Raw genomic sequence first — 16,230 nt, forward strand, 5'->3', positions numbered from 1 at the left:
GCGGGCCATGCCGCGCCATCCCGGGTTTTCTGCTTCTCGTTCGAACGGCGCCATCATACAAGTGGAGGTGATGAACATCGGCCAGGCATCGAAGGCGAGCGGGGTCTCGCAGCGGATGATCCGCCACTACGAGAAGCTGGCCCTGATTCCGGCACCGCCGCGTCGCGACAGCGGCTACCGCGACTATTCGGATTCGGATGTGCACCGGCTGCGCTTCATCGCCAACGCGCGCGATCTTGGTTTCCCGATCACCGAGATCGCCGACCTGCTGTCGCTGTGGCACGACCGCGACCGGGCGAGCGCCGACGTGAAGGCGATCGCGCTCGCCCGGGCGGCGGATCTCGGGCGCAAGGCGGTGGCCTTGGAGCGCATGCGCGCCGCGCTCGTCGACCTGGCCGGCAGATGTCACGGCGACGGGCGGCCCGATTGCCCGATCATCGATGAGTTGGCGGAGGAATAGCCCGCAAACGCGGACCGGCGTGAAGTCGCTATCTGCCCCCGACTTCCTTCTCGAAACTGCTGGTCCGGACCCTGAAGTCCCGCCGTTCTCGATCCGTTCTTGACATAACCTTGACATCATGTCAGGGTTTAGCTTGCGCAGGACGATCCTGTGCGGCGGCGCTGTTGCGCGCCGGCGATCGAAGGGACCTGACGAAAGGGAAGACGATGCAAGAGAATGCCACCGGGGAGGCCCAAGGCCTGCCGCAGCTCATGGACATGCTGACCAACGTGGTCGTGACGCTGGACGCCGTCGGGGCGGATTCCTACTCCGACGTCTTCCTCTACGTCGCGGGCTGCCGCGACGGCCGGCCGATGGGGGAGCTGTCGCTCGAGCGCGGCGACATGTGGATCTCGACCCACGCCGACCACCGACCGACGACGCCCGGCTACATCCGCGCCAATGACGTCGCCGACCGCCGGGCGCTGCTGCTCGCCGACCTCGTCTACCTGATGTGGCACTGGCGCTGGGACAGCGCCGAGGCGGCCAGGGTGGTCGGCGTCGGCGAGCAGATCCTCGACCGGTGGATCGCCCACGCGGCCGAGAACGGCGGCGACGCCATCCCGCCCGTCGTGGCGCAGCGCGCGCGCCGCCTCATCGTCGTGGAGCAGCTGCGCCTGATCGTGGGGGTTGAGGACGCGCTCGCGGCGGCCTGGGTGCACGACACCCGTGCGGCCTTCGGCGGACGCTCGATCCGCGACCTGCTCGTCGACGACGGCGAGGTCGGGTTCCGCCGGGTCCTGCTGCTGCTCCTCAACCAGGTCGCCGCGACCAGCCACACGGTTCACTGAGTTCAGCGCGGTGGACGGTTCCGACGAGCTCGACGTTGAGCGCGCCAAGCGGCTGTTGCTGGCCGATGGCCGCTTCAGGGTGCTGGAGCGTGTCGCGCTGCCCGATCGGCGCGTGTCGCTCGGCCCGACGGCGGGATCGCGGATCGGCATCTGTCTCGACACCGAGACGACCGGTCTCGATCCGTCCGCCGACACGATCGTCGAGCTCGCGCTGCGGCGCTTCAGATACACATCCGCTGGCGAGATCGTCGCGCTCGACGCGCCGTTCGCATGGCTGGAGGATCCGGGCCAGCCACTGGATCCGGTCGTGTCACGCCTCACCGGGCTTTCCGACGCCGACCTCGCCGGTTGCACCATCGACGACGGCGCGGCGGTCGAGCTGATGCTGTCCGCCTCGCTCGTCGTGGCGCACAATAGTCGGTTCGACAGGCCGTTCGTCGAGAAACGTCTGCCTGCCGCGGCCGGCCTGCGCTGGTCGTGCAGCATGGAGGAAGTCGACTGGGCCGCCGCGGGATACGAGGGTCGCGCGTTGCGCTGGTTATTGGATCAGGCGGGCTGGTTCTACGACGCGCACCGGGCGGGTGACGATGTCGATGCGCTGATCGAGTTGCTCCGTCACCGGCTGGGCGATGGCGCGACGGTGCTGTCGCACGTCATCGCCGGGGCCGAGCGTGGCGGCTGGCTCGTCCGGGCGCACGGCGCGCACTACGACCGCAAGGACGCCCTTCGCAGTCGGGGATATTTCTGGAACGGCGCTTCCGGCGAGTGGATGCGCGAGGTCGTGGACGAGCTGCTCGACGACGAGCGCGAGTGGCTGCGGCTGCAGGTGTATTCGCCGGACCATCGGCCCCGCGCGCCGGGTCCGGTCATCGACCGGATCGACGCCGGCAGCCGATACCGCCGTCTTCAATGACGCTGCGGACTGACCTCACCGCCATGGCGATGCGGCGAGATCCGATCGGTCGTGCTCGGGTAGGATCGCCGCGAACCTGCCCGGCAGGCGGGCCAGCGAGCACTCGGGCACGTCGATGATGGCCCGCGTGTAGTTCCGCCCCGTCCATGCCTTACGTATGGCGTATTCGGGTCTGGCGAGCAGCGGGTGGGCTATGAGCGACGAAACCTGCCTTCCGCTCAGCGCGACCGAAAGCGTGGCGGCGATCCGGTGGCCGCGCGCCACGATCTCGTGCCGGGTCGACAGGAACGTGTCGTCGCCGCCCTCGCGGTAGATGACACCACCGCCCAGGTCGATGGTGGCGCGCAGCAGGTCGCCGATCGGCGGGCGCTCGACGCTGAGCGACGCGACCCTCTTGGGGCGACCGGTCGGCGGGTCCTTGATGTGGATGTCTATCGGCAGCGCGTTACTGTTCGTCGGTGCCCAGCGCGCGCGGTCGAGCATGTCCTCCGCCGGCATACCTGCCATCGCCAGCGCATCGCGGAGCACCCGCGAGCAGCGCCATGCCCAGGCGGGCGGGTCCCACTGGACGCGGCCGTCGATCGCTATAAGGCATTCACGGATCTCGGCGCCGCGGCCCACCCGCAGGGCATCGGCGAATTCCTGCAGGCGCCTGGCGCGACGCTTGGGCCCGAAGGCATCGGGGACGATGATACGCCGCTGGTCGACGTCGATCAGGTATCCTTGATGGATCGCGCATCCCGAGATCATCGGCGGCAGCCTCGTTATGCCGGCGCCGGCGATCGCCGCCGCCACCTCTCCGCGCCTGTGCGGAGGGAGCAGGTCGAGTAGCCATTCGACTTCGGGATGTTGCGGCATCCGTAGACGCTAGTCGTGATCGCCGAATATCGCGTTAATGCGGCGCGGTCAGTTGCCGCTCTGGTGCTGGCCCTCGGCCATTTCCTCGACTTCGTCGACGAGGTCGAAGTGTAGGGGGCAGCCGCCGGCATCGCCCAGACGTTCGGTCAGCACCGTGGCGATGTTGGTGACGATCACGGTCCGCGCCTGCTCGAGGGTTAGCACCGGGTGTGTCGCCGGATCGAAGCCGGCCGTGGAGCCATCCTCTTCGTGCCCGGCACGCGCGAGCAGGCGCAGCCTGCCGAGGCGCGGCCCGACGAGCCGCGCAGTGGGGGCGCCGAAGGGCAACTCGGGCGACCGGCGTCCCGACACCACGATGCCCGACGACTTGAACCGCCTGAATAGCCGTGTCCAGTCGGCCGAATAGCTGGATCCGAAAACGATCCGCGGCCGGACCGGCACACCGGAGAGGTTCGCCGACCGCAGCGTCGCGTCGGCGATGGCAGCGACTATCATTTCCGCATTCGGCGGTGCCAGTGCGACGGCGTGGCCGATCGGCGCGCCGGTGAACAGGTCGATCGCCAGAGTAAGGGTGGGACGCGTGGGGTTGGGCCCGTCCTCCGCGAATATATCGACCAGGCAATGGTCGAAGATGATGACCTCGCCGAAGCCGCGGGCCACCTCGTTCGCCTCGCGGCGGAGCAGCTCGCCGTCGCCGGCCTCCTCCTTGGCTATGGCCTGCAGCACGAAGCGCCGCAGCGTTTCGCGCGCCGGCGGCTTGGTCTTGTCGCCCCAGCCGCGGGCCACCGCGTCGACGATGACGTTCGGGGTCCGGTCGCGGGTCGAGCCGAGCGCGCTTCCGATCCTGGTCTCGATCTCCGCGGCGCGTTCGGCCTTGACCGAGGGCCGCTTCGGCACGACCGGTTCGCTGTAGGGCGCCAGCGGGACGGGCGATGCCGTCCGCTCCCACAGCTTGCACAGGCCGTAGAACCGCGAGCGGCCGATGCCCAGTTCGGCCGCGCAATCATCGGCCTTTGCCGCGGAACGGCTCTCGAGCGCGAGGTAGCGCTTAATGACGTCCATCCGCTTCAGCGCCGCGGCGCGCTTTTCCAGCGTCAGCTCGAGCCAGCGCGGATCGCCCCGCCAGTCCTCGCCGTCGGTCGTCATGAACGCCCCTGCATCATCGCGGGCGACGATAGGCGATCGTTCGTGTGGCAGCAAGAAGCGCCTCAATGCACGCTGCCACGAAGGAACGTGGTCGGAATGGGATTGACAAGGCATGACTTTTCCTCTCTTGTTACTGTCACGTTCGCTTGCAACGAGTCCAGGAGTATAATTGGAATGATGGTCAGGGAGCGGGTGGCGACCCGGCGGAGGGACGCGAAACCGACGATGGACGGATCGAGGCCGGTCGAAGTCAGAAGGATCGGCCGACCGCTGTCGTTCGAGCTCGCACGCACGGCGATGTCGGCGGCGGCGGCCAGGCCGGGATCGGACGTGCTCGACCCGCTGGCGGCACACGCCATAATGAGCGCCGTTGACTCCGTCGCCGCCGTCGTCGTCCTCGCGCTCGTTTCATGTTCCGAGGGGCCGGTGACGTTCGGTGCGGTCGTGGCGTCGCTCGGTTCCCGCGTCGCGGCGCGGTTCGCGGTGCTCGCGCTCCTCGGGCGCGGGGCGGTCCGCGTCGCGACGCCCGGCTACCTGACCGACGCTTCGCTCATCGAGGCCCGCCGGTAGCCGCGGCGCTTGGGAGACGACGGATGGCGTTGAGATTCGACGGGTGCACTTTCCTCGGCGGCCGGTTCGGCGAGCGGGTCGAGAGGGTGCTCGCGCACGCGATCGGCACCGAGTTCCTCCCCCCGATGCGGGCATGCTCCAAGCGGGCGCATGACCGGGCGCTCAGGGAGCTCCGCGAAGCAGGACTGCCGTATGTGTCCTATGACGCAGTGCGCCGGCGAATGGCAGCGATCCAGCGGTGGTTCGACCGGCACCGTGAGGTGCGCTGGACGTTCAACCGACAGGTTCCCATCGACCTGATCGTGGTGGACGCGAACGGCTCGCCGCTCGGCAGGCCGCTGATCACGCTCTCGGGTTCAGTTCGGGTTGAGGGGGATCAGGGCTGGCTCGACGCGAGGGCCGAGGTCAGCTTCCCGTGCGCCGCATCGACGACGCCGATGGGCGTATGGCGCGCGACGGAGGCGAAGCGGGTCCGTGCCCGCGGCAGGGATGCGGCGCCGGTGCGGCAGGTTGTCGCCGCCCGTTCCGAAACGGGCCGCCCTGCCTTCCGCCGGCGGGCCCGGCTCGCGCAGCTACTGGATGACGCGCAATCCGTGCTGGGAATCTTCAACAGGCGCGGCCCCGCCCTGTCGTTCGGATACCTGGTGTCCGCGCTCGGCTCGCGGTGTGCGGTCGAGGCGGCGGTCCGTCACCTCATCCGCGAAGGCAAGCTCTGGTCGCCCGAGGAGCACGAGTTCAGCGACGACAGCATGATCCACCTGGCGTCCGACGATGTCTTCTGAACTCGCCTTCGTCATGCCCGACGACAGCTGTCTGGACGAGCTGGCCTACGGCGTCCGCTACGATCCCGTCCGCGATCCGCGCACGCGCCGCAACGCCAGGTCCATCACCGGTGAGCTTATCTCGGTCCGGGATTCGGTGTGCCATGTCTTCGAAAGCCTGGGGGAGATGCGGACGGCCATCATTCTCGACGTGAGCCACGACGTCGCCGGCTTCAGGACGCAGCCCGAGCGGATGCATCTCGACGACGGCGGGACCTATACGCCCGACGTGCAGATCTGGTGGAGGGATGGCCGCGTCACCTACCGCGAGGTCAAGCCCGACGAGAAGCTGATCGAAAAGCCCGACCTCGACGGCAGGGTCGATCCCATCCGGCGGGCCTGCGCCGAGCGCAGTGCGGACTTCGAGATCGTGACGGACCGCTGGTATAGCGACCCCGTCCGTCTCAGGAACGCCAACCTCCTGCGCCACGCGTTCCGCCGTTCCCGCGCGGATGACCTCGCCGCCGTAGCGGACCTGCTGAGCCGCCGCGGCGCCTTGCCGCTATCGGAGGTGCCGCGCGAATCAGGCCTCGGACCGGCGGGGCACTATGCCGCGCTCGCCCTTGCGGCGGCGCGGCGGTGCCATGTCGATCTCGGTATGGCGATCGGCTTCGACACCATGATGCGGCTGGCATAGGCCATGAGCAGCGCGCCGCTCCGGTTCGGCCTGAACCACACCATCGTCATCACCGATGTCCATGGCGGCAAGCGCTGGTGGACGGTCCGCGAGCGCCGTCGCGACGGATACCTCCTCGAGCCGAACGACGAGCCGGGCGAGCGCCGTTTCCATGGCGCCGACGACATCCTCGAGGTCTATCTCGCCGGGCGGCTCGAGTATAAGCCCTTCGACGCCGCGCACTTCGACGAGGCGCGGCGCCAGCGCATGAGGATGGCGTGGGACGCGCAATCCCCCGACCGCCAGCGTCGCGCGCTGCGGCGCGAGGTGATCGTCAAGGCCTGCCTGAAGGCCATCCGCGCGCGCGAACCCGTGGGCACCGTGCTCCTCGACGTGCCGGGTGCCGTGCTCGACGAGCACCGGGAGAAGTGGGCCGAGGAGGACCGGCAGGCCGCCCGTGCGACTTTCGATGCGCGGCGGGCCGCGGGCCTTCCGATCGAGCCCGGCGCCGGCCCGCAGGAGCCGCAGGCGATGACGGCGCCGTGCGCGCGGACGACATCCGAATGGATCGCCCGCTATCTCGAGATGGGCCAGAGTGTGCTCGCGCTCGTCTCCTACGATGATCGCAAGGGCTATCGCGGCTCCCATCTCACTCCCGAGGTCGAGGCCGTCATGGGCGAGTTCATTGCGCGCGCGCTCGAGAAGGGTCCGATCCGAAACCTCGCGGCCTATCACCGGCTGCTGGAGCGCGAGCTGCAACGCGTCGGGCAGCCGGTGCCCAGCCGGGTGACCTTCGCCAAGAAGGTCCGCGCCGCGGCCGACCGCAGGCAGACCCTCAAGTCGCAGCAGGGCCAGCGGGCCGCTGACGAGGCGTGCCGGATCAACGAATACGTGCCAGACCCCGACTGGCTGCTGCAGCAGGTCGAGATCGACCACACGCTCGCCAACCTCAACGTCGTCGACGACGCCAGCGGCGTCCTGCTCGGCCGTCCCTGGATCACGATGATCATGGATCGGCTAACCCGGTGCATCCTGGGCTGCCACGTCTCCTTCCTACCACCGTCGTGGGCGACGCTGTCGCGGTGCATCGCGCACGCGCTGTGGCCCAAGGACATGACCGCCTATCCGGGACTGGAATGGTCCCAGCACGGCAAGTGGGACTGGGCCTACACCGACCGCGGCATGGACTTCATCAGCCATCCCGCCCGGCGCTCGGCGCAGCTTCTCCACTTCGAGATCGCGAACCTTCCGGGCTTCAGCCCGTGGCTCAAGGGCCGGATCGAATCTTTGTTCAAGCGCTTCGCTCTCCAGGCCTACGATTACCGGGATGGCCTCATCTCGTGGGACCTGAAGGAGTATGACGGCCGGAAGAACGCCAGCGTAGGCTACGCCGAGTTCCGTCGCGACATCGTGACGTGGATCGCCCGCGACTATCACCCCAACGGGCATTCCGGCCTCGACGGGCAGATGGCGCCGAACGACTTCTGGCAGTCGCAGGTCGATCTGAACTTCGGCGTCACGCCGGTCGATTCCACCGGCGGCCTGCGTCGCCTGCTCGGCGTGAGCGTGCGCCGCCGCGTCTCGCACATGGGCATCCGCGTGCACGGCCTGAACTACAACGGACCGGGATTGGGAGCCATCCGCGATCGCCACGGATCCGACGTCGACTGGTATGAGGTGCGTTACGATCCATACGACCTCGCGGGCGTGGACCTGCTGGACCACGTCACCGGGGAATGGCTCACGCTGTGGTGCACCCGGCCGGACATCGCGAACGGCACGACCGCGTGGCAGCATACCTTCCATGCCCAGCTTGCCGGCGAGATGGCGCGCGGGGGCGTGGTGACGGAGGACGGCCTCGAGCGCGCCCGCGCCGCCGCCCAGGCCGATCGGGATCTCATCATCGGGCGGGGCAGGCAGGGCCGCACCAAGACTGCACAGGTCAAGCTCGCGCGCTACTTGGAGCAGGGCGCGTTCCTGACGCCGATCCGCCTTTTCCCCGCTCCCCTGCAGCCCTACCTTCCCGTCGTCACCGGCGGCACCGACAGCGGTGGCCTCATCACGTTCTCGCAGCCTGCACCGCTGCTCCTTCCTGGTTTGGCGACGCCCGTCCCGGCGCTAGTCGACGGGTCCGGCAATCCGCTCGGCGGCGGCGCTCCGCGCCTCATGCACCAGTCTGCCCCTGCGCTCATCACCACTCCCGCCCAGAAGGCCGCGGCGGACGTCCAGGCGAGGCTCGCCGCGCGGCGGGCGGAAAGGGTCGGATCGTGACGAAGGACGACATTAAGGCGCGCATCCTGCGGCTGGAGACGCTGGTCATTCGGCACCCGCAGTTCGTGGCCGCCCAGGACGCGATCCTGGACCTCGAGCTGCGGCGGCCGGCGGCGCTGCCCGCCGGGCCGCATGCGGGCCCGCCCGCCGATACGGCGGAGGACGACGTGCCGTTCGATTTCTCCGAGGATGGTCTCGAGGACGCGCCTCCGGGCGGCGGCGCGCTCACCCAGTATTGCGTCATGATCGTCGGCCCTGCGGGCACCGGGAAGAGCCACGTCCTTACCAGCATCCAGGCTCTGCCGGAGATGCAGGTCGACACTTCGGGTCGCTACGGTGACCGTCGGCCGGTCGTCAGGCTGGACGTGCCGGACTTCGCCAATCCGAAGCAGACGGTGGTGGAGATTATGCGCGCCGTCGGCGCACCCGTGCCGAAGCGGCTCACCCGCAACGGCGTCGCGAGCCGGCTGCGGTATCAGTTCCAGCAGCTCGAGACGCGGCTGCTGATGCTGGACGAGGCGCATTCGTTCGTCGACGGGCAGGGGGAGGCCGGGCTCCGCGCCAACGGCAAGTTCCTCAAGTTCCTACTCAACAGTTGCGGCGTCCCGATCGCCATGGCGGGGGAGGAGTCGCTCGAGGAGCTGCGCACGTCGAAGGCGCTGAAGCGGCGCACCGACGCGCTGGTGGAACTGCGCCCCTACTCCTGGTCCGATCCCGACGAGCAGCTCGAGTTCCTCGACATCCTCGGCCAGCTCGAGGACGCCATGGGGTTCGGCACCGACGCCGCGCTCAGCACCGACACGGAACTCGCGTGCCGGCTCTACTTCGCGTCGGAGGGCTCGGTGGGCCTGGTCACGAAGATCCTGTCGCAGGCCCTGAAGCTGGCGCTGAAGGCCGGTGCGGGCGCGATCGACAGGCAGGTCCTCTCGAAGGCGTTCCGGTTGGAGAACCCAGCGTCGGTCCTGGTCGCCGACGATCCGGACATCTTCGTCGCCCCCGTCGGCGGACGCGACGATCCGTTCCTCGTCGACGCCGCCAAGTTCAAGGCGATGTGGAAGGCGCGCTACTCTGCGCCTCCCGTCGACCGTTCACGCAAGACCGGCATCCGTCGGGCGCCCAAGCGCGACGCGCAGGGTCTGTCGCTGTGAGCGGAACGATCGCCCTCCGCGTGCCCTCCATTTCGACTGAACCGGCGCACGGACTGCTTGCCCGCACGGCCACGAGGCTCAGGCTCACCCCAGCGACCTTCGCGGCCGACCTCGGAATCGAAGTTTCGGCGCTCGCCCGGGGGGACGGGCTCGACCGGTTCGCGAGCGCCGTCGGCGTCGATGCAGCGACCCTATCGCGGTCCACCGCGAGCCGCGGGTCTAGGCCGGGCCAGCTGACGCTGATGGGCGAGACGCTGGGACGCGGTGATCTGTCGGTTTCGCCGCGGCGGCGCTGCCCGCGCTGCCTGGCGGAGGACCGGTCGGCAGCCCGTGCCACGGGTCTGTCCGAGCGATATGCCGCATGGCACCGGACTTGGTGGGACGCCTCCATGGTGCTGTCGTGCCCGACGCACCGCTCGCTCCTGACCAACACCTGCCAATCGTGTGGCAAGCAGGTGGACTGGCGATCGCCGTCGATCGACATCTGCAGGTGCGGCGCGCCGCTCTGGCTGGACCATGGAGGGGAACTGCCCCGCTGCGACGGCGACGCGTATCTTCTCGCCCGCCTGGAGGGTGGATCCCGAGAGGCCGTCCCGCTGCTCGATGGGCTCACCCTCGGTCGAGCCGCGGCGGCAATGGGTCGGCTCGGTGAATGCGGGTTGGGCTTCGCCACATCCCGCCCGGACGTCGCCGGGGCCGATCTGGTCCGCCTGACCGCGGACGGCTTCCAAACCGCGCGCACGTTCGAGACGGCGTTTCCCAGGATCCTGGACGATGTAGTCACGGGCGCAGGTGGCGATGCCGTGGGACTGATGGCCTCATACGGATGGACCTACCGCAGCTGGCTGGCGCCGCCCGGCGGCGACCACAGCGGGGGGATCCTTCGCGATGCGCTCCTCCGCCACGCCGCGGGGCGCGGCATCATCGCGACCGACGAGCTGCAGGCATCCGAGAATGCGGTGACCCTCGGCGAGGCGTCGGAGATCCTCGGCATGGGACACGACCGCACCCGCCGCATCGCGGCCCGGGCGGGGCTCGTGCCGGCGGGCTCCCGTCGCGGCGTCAACTTCGCCATCGATCGGGATGCGGCTCGCGAACTTGCGCGCCGACTGGCGTCGCTCGTGGATGCACGGACGGCGGCCGCGCTGCTCGGCATCGGCCGAAGCCAGTTCCGCTCGCTCGTCGCCGCCGGGCTCGTCGCGCCCGACGAGGAGGCTGGGCGACTGGGATCCGGCGCGCTCTACGACGTCGAGCGGCTGGTTGCTTGGGTCGCGTCCCTCGCCGTGGGAGTCCCGGCCGTGTCGAGGACGCCGACGTCCTGCCTGCCGCTGCCCACCGCGTGTCGCAACTTCTCCCTCTCGCTCGTCGACGTCTGCCAGGCCATCTCGTCGGGGGTCCTGACGCCCGTTGGTCTCCGCGGCGAGAAGGGGCGCCTGACCTCGGTCGTCGTCTCATGCCGCGAGATGAAGGCCCTGCGCGATCCCGACCCGCTGACCGTTGGGGGTGTCGCGAGGAGGCTGGTCATCCATCCCGAGGCCGCATCGGCGCTGGTGCGCGCTGGCTTGGTGGGTCCGGTGGGCGCAGTCACTCCCCAGGGACTGCTGGACTTCACACGCGCAAACGCAACGCCGCGGGATCTGGCGGGTGAGTTCGGAACGTCCCCGCGGTCCGTCGTGGCCAGGCTGCGGGGCGCCGGGCTCGCCCCCACGTTGTTCCCTCCCGCCTTCCGCCAGCTGTTCTACGACCGCACGATCGCGAGGGGGGTGCTGCTGGCTGACTTGCCGGGTGCCGGCAGGTCGTGACGACGGGTTCGACTGGCCGGTCGTTGGCCTCCGCCGCTCCCGATCGCGCCGCGCTGCGGATCAGGCACAAGCCTTTCGAAGGTGCGCGCGAACTGGCGCTCCGGTCCGCCGATCGTTTGGGATGCGCTAGCCTTCAGGAGTTCACGAAGTGGATGTCGCTGCCGGAAGTGGCAGTGTTCGACCCACCGTCGATAGCCCGTTTGGCGGCTTTCGCCGGAGCGGACCGGCAGGAATTGGAGCAGTGGTCACAGCGCCCGACGGACCGACATGGCATCGTTCAATACCGCGACACGACGATATCCATCGTTAAAGTCAGGTCGCGATGGCGCAGGTTCTGCCCGATGTGCCTTCAGGACGACCTTCGGCGCCTGGAGCCCGATGAACCGCGTTCCAACGGGCCGTATCATCGGTCGTGGTGGTCGATATCGATCTTCTACGCATGCCCGGAACACCGGTGCGCCATGATCGAACGCTGTCCAGGATGCGGGGAGAGCATCGGTCGGGACAGCCTTCCGATGCATCGGCACGACTGCGGTGCATGGCTGTGGGATGCGGAGGCAGTGCCGCTGGACGAGACGGCGATGGCGGGGAGCGACTACCTCACCGGCCGCATCGGCATCGGCGAGCGGATCCCGTGCGCCACACTCGACGCAGTCGGCCTAGCCCAGGCCTTCTCGGTCATGAGTCGGCTCGGTGCGAGCGCGGTGTTCGGCATCGACGCCGGGAATGTCGGAGTGCGCGACGAGAGGAATGAAAGCCCTGACATGGCCCCGAGCCAACTGGGCCTGATCGTCAGTCGAGGCCTTGAATGTTGCCGTGACGGCTCGCGGTCGATTGAGGTCCTTTTAGACGACCTCGCGAGCCAAGCCCCACCAGGGCGCCGTGCTTCGATGTCATCGCTATATGGGCACCCGTTCGGCGCGTGGCTCGGCAGTCACTTCAACCCGATCCGGAAGGTGATCGATGAGGTGTTGCGGGAACATCTGCGCCGCAACGATCCCCTGAAGCGCCCCAGTTATGGCGATCATGGCCAGCATCCGAGCTACAGGATCTACACCCGCATACCGCTGACGGTGCCGGAGCGGCAGCGTTTCGAGCGCATCCTGCCCAGCGCGCTTCCTGAACGGGGTTGGCGGCAGGATGCCAAGAATGTCGGTCGCGCTGCCGGTGCGCTGCTCGCTGCGACTGAAGCCGCCCCCTATATCGGACTGTCCCATACCTTCTTCTCGAGGATGGTGGGCGCACGTTTCGTGATGCCCGTCTGGTATTCCGAGCGGCATCACGTGAAATACTTCTTTCGGGTCGAGCTCGACGAGTGGCTGGACCGGATTGAGGCCAAGCTGGTCCCGCCGACTGAAGACCTAGAGTGGACCGATGTTTTCGACGCGGCGGTCAGGTGGTCCAGGCGCCCGTTCCATTGTCTGATAGACCGCATCATCCATGGTGAGTTGCGCGCCACCCGCAGCACTGCCGGCCGCTTGCAGATCAGCGATTTGCTGGTCGCGCGGGCTGACCTGCCGAAGCCCGCGCCGCGGCGCTGTGGAGCCCAACTCGATCAGTTCGATCTGGCGCGGGCGATCGGCGTGTCTCCGATGACGGCCCGGCACCTGATCGCGCAGGGGCTGATCCCCTCGTCCCGTTGGCGCCGGGAGAACTTCGTGGCGGACGCCGACGCCCATGCCTTCTCTCAGCAATATGCCACGCTGAAGGACCTGGCGGCGATCCACCCCCTGCACAACGGCCTTCGCGGGATACGTTGGGTCCTGCGCGATTCCGGCCTCGAACCGTTGCTACCTTTAAAATATACTCGTCTTTTTCCTCGTCCCGAGGCGATCACGGCCGTTCTCGCCTATTGCCTGGAGAGATCGGCAGTATAATGGTTTCAAAATGATGGTTTCGGCAGGCTATTGGTTTCAGCGGGAACAGCCAATTGATTCCACTTTTGCGCTAACCTGTTGATTCTGTGTGAGCCGGCTCCGCAGACAATTGGTTTCGTGAACACTGACAACATAAAGGGAGACGGATGATGCGGTGGAGCATGGTTTTGGCGGCGAGCGCCGCGCTGGCGGTACCGACCGCGATCGTCGCGAAGCAGGCCGTCTCCCCCGCCATCACCAAGGCGATTGCCGACCCGGCACGCGCCGATCAGGCCAAGGACGACGAGCGTCGCAAGGCCGCCGAAGTGATTGCGTTCGCCGGACTGAAACCCGGCCAGACCGTCGTCGATCTCATCCCCGGCGCCGGGTATTGGACGCGGATCTTCACTGGCGTGGTGGGGCCGACGGGGCATGTCTGGGCCGTGTGGCCCGCCGCTTCGGCCGGCTATGCCGAAAAGGCCAAGCCGGCGCTCGAAGCGCGCGGCCTCGCCAACGTGTCGGCGGCGGTCGATCCCGCAATCCTGACCGTCGACAAGCCCGTCGATCTCGTCTGGACCGTGCAGAACTATCACGATGTTCCCAACAAAGGCGGCGGCGAAGTCGCGATCAAGGCCTTCAATGCCGCAGTCTTCAAGGCGCTGAAACCAGGCGGCATCTATTTGGTGATCGATCACGTGGCGGCGGCGGGATCGGGTCTGCGCGACACCGAGACGCTGCACCGCATCGACCCGGCGATCGTCAAGAAGCAAGTACTCGCCGCGGGATTCGTGTTCGTTGGCGAGTCTAGGGTATTGGCCGACCCCAAGGACGATCACACGCTCAAGATTTTCGATCCCAAGATCCGCGGCGTCACCGACCAGTTCGTCTATAAGTTCCGCAAACCGTCCTAACCGCGCTCCTCGCGCAAGGGGCGGACGAGCAGCGCGCCGATCACGTCGGCGACCGGCGCGCCGTCGAGCAACTGGCAGACCGCCTCGCACACCGGCATGTCGACGCCCGCCTCGGCGGCGGCCTCGCGCAACACGGGTGCGGTGAACGCGCCCTCCGCGACGGTATGGCGGTCGGCCAATAGCTCGCGCGCCGACCGGCCCTCCCCCAGCCCGACGCCAAGCGAGAAGTTGCGGCTGCTGGTCGACGAACAGGTCAGGACGAGGTCGCCGAGTCCCGACAGCCCCGCCATCGTCTCCGACCGCGCGCCGCGCGCCAGCCCGAACCGCGTCATTTCCGCAAAGCCGCGCGCGATCAGCGCGGCGCGCGCATTCTGCCCCAGCCGCGCGCCCTCGACCACGCCGCATCCGATCGCGAGCACGTTCTTGACCGCGCCGCCGATTTCCGCGCCGGTCACGTCGTCCGATGCATAAGTGCGGAAGGTCGGGGCCGCGATCCGCTTGGCCAGCGCCGCCCCCAGCGCCGCATCCTCGCACGCCAGCGTCACCGCGGTCGGCAGCCCCGCCGCCACTTCATGCGCGAAGGTCGGACCGGACAATACCGCGATCGACGCCCTTGGCTGCACCTCTCGGGCCACTTCGCCGACCAGCATACGCGTCCCCGCCTCGATCCCCTTGGCGCACAGCACCAGGGGAGTCGCGCCGAAATCCGCCATCTCCAGCACGCCGCGCACATGCTGCGCCGGCGCGACCACCAGCACCGCATCGACGCCACGCAATTCATCGAGATCGCCGGTCGCCCTGATCGTCGGCGACAGCGGCACGCTCGACAGGAACAGGTCGTTGACGTGGCGGTGGTTGATCGACTGCACCACTTCCGGCTCGCGCGCCCATAGCAATACGGGTGCGGCCCCCTGCGCCGCGACTTGCGCCAGCGCCGTGCCCCACGCCCCGCCGCCGATGACTCCGATCTTCATGAGCTGATCTTCACGCCTTCACGCCCGCGCCGCGCACCTTTTCGGCGTCGGGATCGAGCGGCCAGCGCGGGCGCGCGGCGACATCGAGCGGGTCGGTCAGCCCGGCGGCGAAACGCTCCGCTCCCGCCCAGCCGATCATCGCAGCATTGTCGGTGCAGAGCCATTGCGGCGGGACGCTGAACGGCAGTCCATAGTCGCCCGCCAGCGCCTCGAGCGCCGATCGCACCGCCGTGTTGGCCGCCACGCCGCCCGCGACGACCAAGGCGGTCGCATCAACCTCGCCCAGTTGCCGCCGGGTACGATCGACCAGGCACTCCACCGCCGCTTGCTGGAAACTCGCGGCAATATCCTCCTTCGACCACGTCCCCGCTTCGTGTGCGCGCAACACCGCGCTCTTGAGTCCAGCGAACGAGAAATGCGGCTCGGGCGATCCGAGCAAGGGCCGCGGCAGCGGGACGATCGGCTGGCCCACCGCCGCCGCGCGCTCGACCGCCGGGCCGCCGGGGAAACCGAGGCCCAGGATCTTGGCGGTCTTGTCGAACGCTTCGCCCGCGGCATCGTCGATCGTCGTCGCGAGCCGGCCATAGCGACCGACGCCCTCGACCAGCAGCAACTGGCAATGCCCGCCCGACACCAGCAGCAGCAGATAGGGGAACTCGAGATCGGGATCGGCCAGCCGGGGGCTGAGCGCATGCCCTTCGAGGTGATTGACCGCGACCAGCGGCTTGCCCGCCGCGTGCGCCAGCGCCTTGCCCGTCACCAGCCCGACCATCACGCCGCCGATCAGCCCCGGCCCGGCGGTCGCGGCGATCGCATCGACCTCCGCCAGTGTCACGCCTGCTTCGTCGAGCGCGGCGGCGATCAGCGGCTCCAGCACCTCGACATGCGCGCGGGCTGCAATCTCCGGCACGACCCCGCCATAGGGCGCATGCGCCGCTTCCTGTCCCGCCAGCTTGTGCGCCAGGATTCGCCGGTCGCCGGTGACCAGCGCCGCCGCGGTTTCGTCGCACGAGGATTCGAGGCCCAGGATGAGCATGGCTTCCATCTAGGCCTC

At 68.6% G+C, this 16,230-nt stretch carries 15 protein-coding genes; 11 read left to right on the forward strand and 4 right to left on the reverse strand.

Going from position 1 to position 16,230, the window contains the following annotated elements; genetic code table 11:
* Positions 1-70: 70 nt before the first annotated feature.
* The 3 genes from cueR to J0J06_RS11190 all read left to right on the forward strand — a co-directional run bounded on the left by cueR (position 71) and on the right by J0J06_RS11190 (position 2,203).
* The gene (gene cueR / locus J0J06_RS11180; RefSeq protein ID WP_294042492.1) at positions 71-460 is read left to right on the forward strand and encodes a Cu(I)-responsive transcriptional regulator; all 390 of its coding nucleotides are present in this window, start codon (positions 71-73) and stop codon (positions 458-460) included.
* 206 nt (positions 461-666) lie between these two features.
* Positions 667-1,290: a hypothetical protein gene (locus J0J06_RS11185; protein ID WP_294041940.1), complete on the forward strand. Its 624-nt coding sequence runs from the start codon at positions 667-669 to the stop codon at positions 1,288-1,290.
* Positions 1,291-1,300: 10 nt separating this feature from the next.
* Positions 1,301-2,203 (forward strand): 3'-5' exonuclease, encoded by a 903-nt coding sequence (locus tag J0J06_RS11190; RefSeq protein WP_294041941.1) that lies wholly within the window; start codon positions 1,301-1,303, stop codon positions 2,201-2,203.
* Positions 2,204-2,218: 15 nt separating this feature from the next.
* On the opposite strand, the gene J0J06_RS11195 is transcribed toward J0J06_RS11190, so the two are convergent.
* A complete protein-coding gene (locus J0J06_RS11195) occupies positions 2,219-3,061 on the reverse strand; it encodes a hypothetical protein (RefSeq protein WP_294041943.1) in 843 nt (280 codons plus the stop codon).
* 48 nt (positions 3,062-3,109) lie between these two features.
* On the reverse strand, positions 3,110-4,207 hold the full coding sequence (locus J0J06_RS11200; RefSeq protein ID WP_294041945.1) for a hypothetical protein: 1,098 nt from the start codon (positions 4,205-4,207) through the stop codon (positions 3,110-3,112).
* 174 nt (positions 4,208-4,381) lie between these two features.
* On the opposite strand from J0J06_RS11200, the gene J0J06_RS11205 reads away from it, so the two are divergent.
* The 8 genes from J0J06_RS11205 to J0J06_RS11240 all read left to right on the forward strand — a co-directional run bounded on the left by J0J06_RS11205 (position 4,382) and on the right by J0J06_RS11240 (position 14,202).
* Positions 4,382-4,777: a hypothetical protein gene (locus J0J06_RS11205; protein WP_294041947.1), complete on the forward strand. Its 396-nt coding sequence runs from the start codon at positions 4,382-4,384 to the stop codon at positions 4,775-4,777.
* A 23-nt stretch (positions 4,778-4,800) separates the two neighbouring features.
* Positions 4,801-5,559, forward strand: coding sequence for a hypothetical protein (locus J0J06_RS11210; RefSeq protein WP_294041949.1), 759 nt, complete (start codon positions 4,801-4,803; stop codon positions 5,557-5,559).
* 13 nt (positions 5,560-5,572) lie between these two features.
* Positions 5,573-6,235 carry a TnsA endonuclease N-terminal domain-containing protein gene (locus J0J06_RS11215; protein WP_294041951.1) on the forward strand — a complete coding sequence of 221 codons (663 nt, stop codon included), beginning with the start codon at positions 5,573-5,575 and terminating at the stop codon, positions 6,233-6,235.
* Between the two features lie 3 nt (positions 6,236-6,238).
* Positions 6,239-8,485, forward strand: a complete 2,247-nt coding sequence (locus J0J06_RS11220; RefSeq protein ID WP_294041953.1) for a Mu transposase C-terminal domain-containing protein — start codon at positions 6,239-6,241, stop codon at positions 8,483-8,485.
* Positions 8,482-9,633, forward strand: coding sequence for a TniB family NTP-binding protein (locus J0J06_RS11225; RefSeq protein WP_294041955.1), 1,152 nt, complete (start codon positions 8,482-8,484; stop codon positions 9,631-9,633). Before J0J06_RS11220 ends, J0J06_RS11225 begins: the two co-directional genes overlap by 4 nt.
* A gap of 20 nt (positions 9,634-9,653) precedes the next feature.
* On the forward strand, positions 9,654-11,435 hold the full coding sequence (locus J0J06_RS11230; protein WP_294042493.1) for a TniQ family protein: 1,782 nt from the start codon (positions 9,654-9,656) through the stop codon (positions 11,433-11,435).
* 23 nt (positions 11,436-11,458) lie between these two features.
* Positions 11,459-13,312 carry a TniQ family protein gene (locus tag J0J06_RS11235; RefSeq protein WP_294041957.1) on the forward strand — a complete coding sequence of 618 codons (1,854 nt, stop codon included), beginning with the start codon at positions 11,459-11,461 and terminating at the stop codon, positions 13,310-13,312.
* Between the two features lie 146 nt (positions 13,313-13,458).
* Positions 13,459-14,202 (forward strand): methyltransferase, encoded by a 744-nt coding sequence (locus tag J0J06_RS11240; protein WP_366931216.1) that lies wholly within the window; start codon positions 13,459-13,461, stop codon positions 14,200-14,202.
* Here J0J06_RS11240 and J0J06_RS11245 read toward each other — a convergent pair.
* Both J0J06_RS11245 and tsaD read right to left on the reverse strand, forming a co-directional pair.
* Positions 14,199-15,176, reverse strand: a complete 978-nt coding sequence (locus tag J0J06_RS11245) for an NAD(P)H-dependent glycerol-3-phosphate dehydrogenase (protein WP_294041959.1) — start codon at positions 15,174-15,176, stop codon at positions 14,199-14,201. The two genes, J0J06_RS11240 and J0J06_RS11245, sit on opposite strands and share 4 nt — an antisense overlap.
* Positions 15,177-15,186: 10 nt before the next feature.
* On the reverse strand, positions 15,187-16,221 hold the full coding sequence (tsaD, locus tag J0J06_RS11250) for a tRNA (adenosine(37)-N6)-threonylcarbamoyltransferase complex transferase subunit TsaD (protein ID WP_294041961.1): 1,035 nt from the start codon (positions 16,219-16,221) through the stop codon (positions 15,187-15,189).
* Positions 16,222-16,230 lie beyond the last annotated feature (9 nt).

The organism is Sphingomonas sp., assembly GCF_017304615.1.
In the GTDB taxonomy this organism is placed as follows: Bacteria; Pseudomonadota; Alphaproteobacteria; order Sphingomonadales; family Sphingomonadaceae; genus Sphingomonas.